This is a genomic window from Kitasatospora sp. NPDC057223 (assembly GCF_042669755.1).
Lineage (GTDB): Bacteria > Actinomycetota > Actinomycetes > Streptomycetales > Streptomycetaceae > Kitasatospora.
Genome location: NZ_JBHUWW010000255.1, coordinates 1 through 4,594 on the forward strand (window position 1 = coordinate 1; position 4,594 = coordinate 4,594).

Here is a 4,594-nt window from a genome sequence, read left to right on the forward strand (position 1 = left end):
CCCCGGCTCGGGGAGCGGCCATCGCCGTGACAGGGGCGGCGCCCCGGCGGTGCGCACCGGGGCGGGCGGGCCTGCGACTACATCAGTGCGACTGCCAGGGCCTTGCGGGCCCGCAGGGAGGCCTGCTCGGCCTTCCGCTTGAGCTTGTGGGCCCGGTAGAGCCGGGCGCCGAGCCGTTCGTGCTCGGCCTCCTGCAAGCGCTCTTGCATATGGGCCCGGGCCAGGGATTCGTGGAGAAGTTGCATTTCGAGGGTCCTGTTCTGGATCTGAAGTTCGGTGGTCTGCTCTGCGCGGACGGTGGGGTCGACGGCGGCGGCGGTCATGTGGTGGTCCTGCTCGTGCGGCGTGATCGGGAAGGGGATACTGCGGGCTGCATCCGCCTTGGCGGCGGCGAGGCGTACGGAGTGGCGCAGGGCACTGTCCAGCGGGGGCTGCTCTCCCCGGCGGACGGCCTCGGCACCGATCCCGGGGGTCACGCCACGACCTCGGTCTTGCGCGGACGGCCCCGGGGACGCTTGCGGGCGACGACGACGCCCTGGACGAAGAGCTCGCCACCCCAGACGCCCCACGGCTCACGCCGCTCCAGCGCACCGGTGAGGCAGGCGTCCTTCACCGGACACGTGCCACAGAGCGACTTCGCGTACTCGACGTCCGCCGGGGTCTCGGCGAAGAAGACCTCCGGGTCGAAGGCGCGGCACGGGATGGGAAGGCCCAGGGCCTCGGCGTCGTCGATCGCGGTGAGCTGCATGAGGGATACCTCCGGTGGGTCGGCCTGGTCGGCCTTGGTGATCTGGTCTGTCGTCGGTACGGACGGGAGGGGCGGTGTGATGACCGTGGACACTTGTGGTCTTCCTCGTCTTTTCAGTGGGTCCGGCTCAGCTGGCTGGTGGGGCTGGGCCGGAGGCCCCGGGGGGCCTGGGTCGGTCTTTCGTACCGGACAAAACAGAAGGGCCGCGGATCCCGGTGTGACGGGTTCCGCGGCCCTGGAGTGCCGACCTGATGCTGACTCAGGTTCGTTCTCTCCAGGGTTCAGGCCCGCGGAAGGCCCTGATCCGGACGGCCTCGGCGCCGATAAAGGCGGCCTTGGCCTGGTTGATCTGCTGCTCGTTCTGCTTCTGGGCTGCTCCGGCACCGATGACCCGCGCATAGTCGCCATGCTTGGCGGCCGCTACTGCTGCCTTCGATGCCTTGGTCGGTCGCTCGTCACGCATATCGCGCGACATGTCGGCCGTCGCCCAGTCACGGGACAGACCGGCCTCGACAGGGGTGCCTCCGGTGCCGACGCCAGTCTTCCCAAGGGCACTGACAATCAGGACGCCAGCGACACCGGTGGTGCCGAGACCCAGACCGCCGCCGGCGGACACGACCTCGCGACGCAGCAGCGAAGCGGGAATCGAGGTGCCGAGCGTGCCGACCGGCGCGAGAACACCCGTGAGGGTGGTGCACAGGGAGGCGCTGTTGACGGTCTGGCCAGTCAATTTGGTGATCATCGTCGTGGTTTCCACTGTCTTCGCCTCCTCTCGGCGTCTCGCGGCGCCCGGTCTCCCGGGATCCGGCTGTTCGGATGTCTGTCTCGGTGATGCTCTTTGAACAGTTCGATCAGTTTCGATCAGGTGGTGCTGCGGTCGGTCTGTGGTGCGCAGGGGGAAGCTGTTGCAGGAGTGACCCCGTGCAGCTCGCGATCTCGTCCCCTTGACCGCTCCGGCAGGCTATTGCGCTCCATGCACGGCGCGCAAACTATTTTTCCGGCGAGTTTCGAAGTGCCATCCGCGAGCGGCTCAGGCGGGCTCGTCGGACGCGTCCTGCCCTGCGTCCTGCGCTGCCTCGTCCGGGTCCGCCGCGGGCTCTTCGCCCGCACACAACGAGAGCACGGCGGCCCCGTACTTGTCCAGCTTCATCGCGCCCACACCGGAGATCACCGCGAGTTCGCGCTCACTGGCCGGCACGTCCTCCGCGATGGCCATCAGGGTGGCGTCGGTGAAGACGACGTACGCCGGGGCGCCCTGCTTCTTCGCCTGGCCGGCCCGCCACTCGCGCAGCCGCTCGAACAGGGCCTCGTCCATCGAGGACGGGCAGCTCTCGCAGCGGCGCAGCTTGCGCTCGACGGCCTCGGTGAGGGTGCGGTCGCAGACCCGGCACTTGACCGGGCCGCGCGCCTTGCGGGCCGCCGGGCGCTCGGCGCCGAACTCCACGCCTCCGCGCCCGCCACGGGCTCCGGAGCGCGAGCCGGGCGCGCCCGAACCCGGGCGCAGCCCGTCCAGGAAGCGGGTCGGCTTGCGGCTGGCCCGCCCGCCCGGCGAGCGGGAGAGCGACCAGGAGAGCGAGAGGTTGCGGCGGGCCCGGGTGACGCCGACGTAGAGCAGCCGGCGCTCCTCCTCGACCTGCTCGTCGGTCTTGGCGTAGATGATCGGCATGGTGCCCTCGGTGAGACCGACCAGGAAGACGGCGTCCCACTCCAGGCCCTTGGCGGCGTGCAGCGAGGCCAGCGTGACGCCCTCGACGGCGGGGGCGTGCTGGGCGGCGGCGCGGGCGTCCAGCTCGGCGACGTACGCGGAGAGGTCGGCGCTCTCGCCGGCCTGCCGGCGGGCCGCCTCGAACTCCTCGGCCAGGCGGACGAGCGCGGCCAGCGACTCCCAGCGCTCGCGCACGGCGCCCGAACCGCCGGGCGGGGTGGCGGTGAAGCCCCGGGTGGCGAGGACGGCGCGGACCTGGGAGGAGAGGTCGGGGGCGTCGGCCGTCAGCGGGTCGGCACCGGCCCGGGCCGCGCCCTTGAGCAGCACCCCGGCCTCGCGGACCTCGGGCCGCTCGAAGAACCGCTCGGCGCCCTTCAGCTGATAGGAGATGCCGAGGTCGGCGAGCGCCTGCTCGTAGACCTCGGACATGCCGTTCGTACGGAACAGCACGGCGATCTCGCTGGCCCGGCAGCCGCCGCGCTCGGCGGGCAGTGCCAGCAGGTCCCTGATCCGGTGGGCGGTGCTCTCGGCCTCGGTCGGCTCGTCGGCGTACTCGACGTAGACCGGCTCCGGGCCGGCCTCGCGCTGCGAGACCAGCTCCAGCCGGTGCTGCGCGGCCTGGCCCCTGGCCTGGGCGAGCAGGCCGTTGGCGAGGTGCACCACCTGCGGCGTGGAGCGGTAGTCACGGACGAGCTTGACCACCGTCGCCTCGGGGTGGCGGGTGCGGAAGTTCAGCAGGTAGTCGGGGGTGGCGCCGGTGAAGGAGTAGATGGTCTGGCTGGCGTCGCCGACCACGCAGAGGCTGGCGCCGGGGCCCGTCCACTGGTCGAGCAGGCGCTGCTGGAGCGGGGAGACGTCCTGGTACTCGTCGACCGTGAAGTGCCGGTACTGGGCGCGGACCCGGTCGGCGATCTCCGGGCGCTCCTCCAGGATCGCGGCGGTCAGCAGGAGGACGTCCTCGAAGTCGATCACGGCGCGGTCGCGCTTGGTCTGCTCGTAGGTGGCGTAGACCCTGGCGATCTCGGCCGGGTCGCGCGGGGCCTCCCGGCCGGCCTTGACGACGGCCGCTGCGTAGTCGTCGGGGACGATCTGGGTGACCTTGGCCCACTCGATCTCGCCGGTGAGGTCGCGCAGCTCGGTCCGCTGGACGCGCAGGCCGCAGCGCCCGGCCGCCTCGGCGACCAGTTGCACCTTGCGCTCCAGCAGCCGGGGCACCTCGCCGCCGACGGCGCGCGGCCAGAAGTACTGGAGCTGGCGCAGGGCGGCGGAGTGGAAGGTGCGGGCCTGGACGCCCTCGGCGCCGAGCTCGCGCAGCCGCCCGCGCATCTCGCCGGCCGCCCGGGCGGTGAAGGTGACGGCGAGCACCTGCTGCGGCTGGTAGACACCGCTGCGCACGCCGTAGGCGATCCGGTGGGTGATGGCGCGGGTCTTGCCCGTGCCGGCGCCGGCCAGCACGCAGACCGGCCCGTGCAGGGCGGTCGCGACGGCCCGTTGCTCGGGGTCGAGCCCGGCCAGTACGGCGTCGGCACCGACCGGTTCCGGTCGGTGGTCGTCGTACGGGCTGCCGCTCAAGAGGTCTTCCTGCATGCAGTCCATCCTCTCAGCCCGGCGGGGGGCGGTGGTCGGGCCGCGGGGGCGGCCGGTGCGGACATCCTGGCAGGGGGAGCCGACAGCGTGCCCGGGCTTGTCCACAGGCCCGGTGTGATCGGAGGATGATCACCGCGCAGGCGGGCGTGCGGGCCCGTGGTCACGCCGGGCGCACGCGGAATGACCGAGGCACGTCGTGCGTTCTCTCCTTCGACCGTACGCCCCCTCCCGAAGGAGACCCCAGCGATGTCCGGCAGCGTCACGATGTACAGCACGACCTGGTGCGGGTACTGCACCCGGCTCAAGGGCCAGCTGCAGCGCGAGGGCATCGCCTACACCGAGATCAACATCGAGGACGACCAGGCCTCGGCGGACTTCGTGGAGTCGGTCAACAACGGCAACCAGGTCGTCCCGACCGTGCTGGTGACGCCGGCCGGCGGCGGGGAGCGCGTCGTGATGACGAACCCGAGCCTGCGCCAGGTGCAGGCCGCGCTGGCGGGCTGACGCCCCGGCGCACACCCCTACGGCTGCGGGCCCCGGTCTTCGGACCGGGG

The 4,594-nt window shown here is 72.1% G+C and carries 5 protein-coding genes; 1 reads left to right on the plus strand and 4 read right to left on the minus strand.

The window, feature by feature from the left end:
• Positions 1 to 77 precede the first annotated feature (77 nt).
• The 4 genes from ACFUK0_RS39520 to ACFUK0_RS39535 all read right to left on the minus strand — a co-directional run bounded on the left by ACFUK0_RS39520 (position 78) and on the right by ACFUK0_RS39535 (position 4,049).
• Complete coding sequence (locus ACFUK0_RS39520; protein WP_380258815.1) at positions 78 to 476, minus strand: hypothetical protein; 399 nt, start codon at positions 474 to 476, stop codon at positions 78 to 80.
• The gene (locus ACFUK0_RS39525) at positions 473 to 790 is read right to left on the minus strand and encodes a WhiB family transcriptional regulator (protein WP_380258823.1); all 318 of its coding nucleotides are present in this window, start codon (positions 788 to 790) and stop codon (positions 473 to 475) included. The genes ACFUK0_RS39520 and ACFUK0_RS39525 overlap by 4 nt, the downstream gene beginning before the upstream one ends.
• Before the next feature lie 217 nt (positions 791 to 1,007).
• Positions 1,008 to 1,505, minus strand: coding sequence for a hypothetical protein (locus tag ACFUK0_RS39530; RefSeq protein ID WP_380258817.1), 498 nt, complete (start codon positions 1,503 to 1,505; stop codon positions 1,008 to 1,010).
• Between the two features lie 273 nt (positions 1,506 to 1,778).
• Entirely contained in the window at positions 1,779 to 4,049 is a 2,271-nt protein-coding gene (locus ACFUK0_RS39535; RefSeq protein WP_380258819.1) for an ATP-dependent DNA helicase UvrD2, read from the minus strand.
• Positions 4,050 to 4,286: 237 nt separating this feature from the next.
• Between ACFUK0_RS39535 and ACFUK0_RS39540 the strand changes: the two genes are divergently transcribed.
• On the plus strand, positions 4,287 to 4,544 hold the full coding sequence (locus tag ACFUK0_RS39540; protein WP_380258821.1) for a mycoredoxin: 258 nt from the start codon (positions 4,287 to 4,289) through the stop codon (positions 4,542 to 4,544).
• Positions 4,545 to 4,594 lie beyond the last annotated feature (50 nt).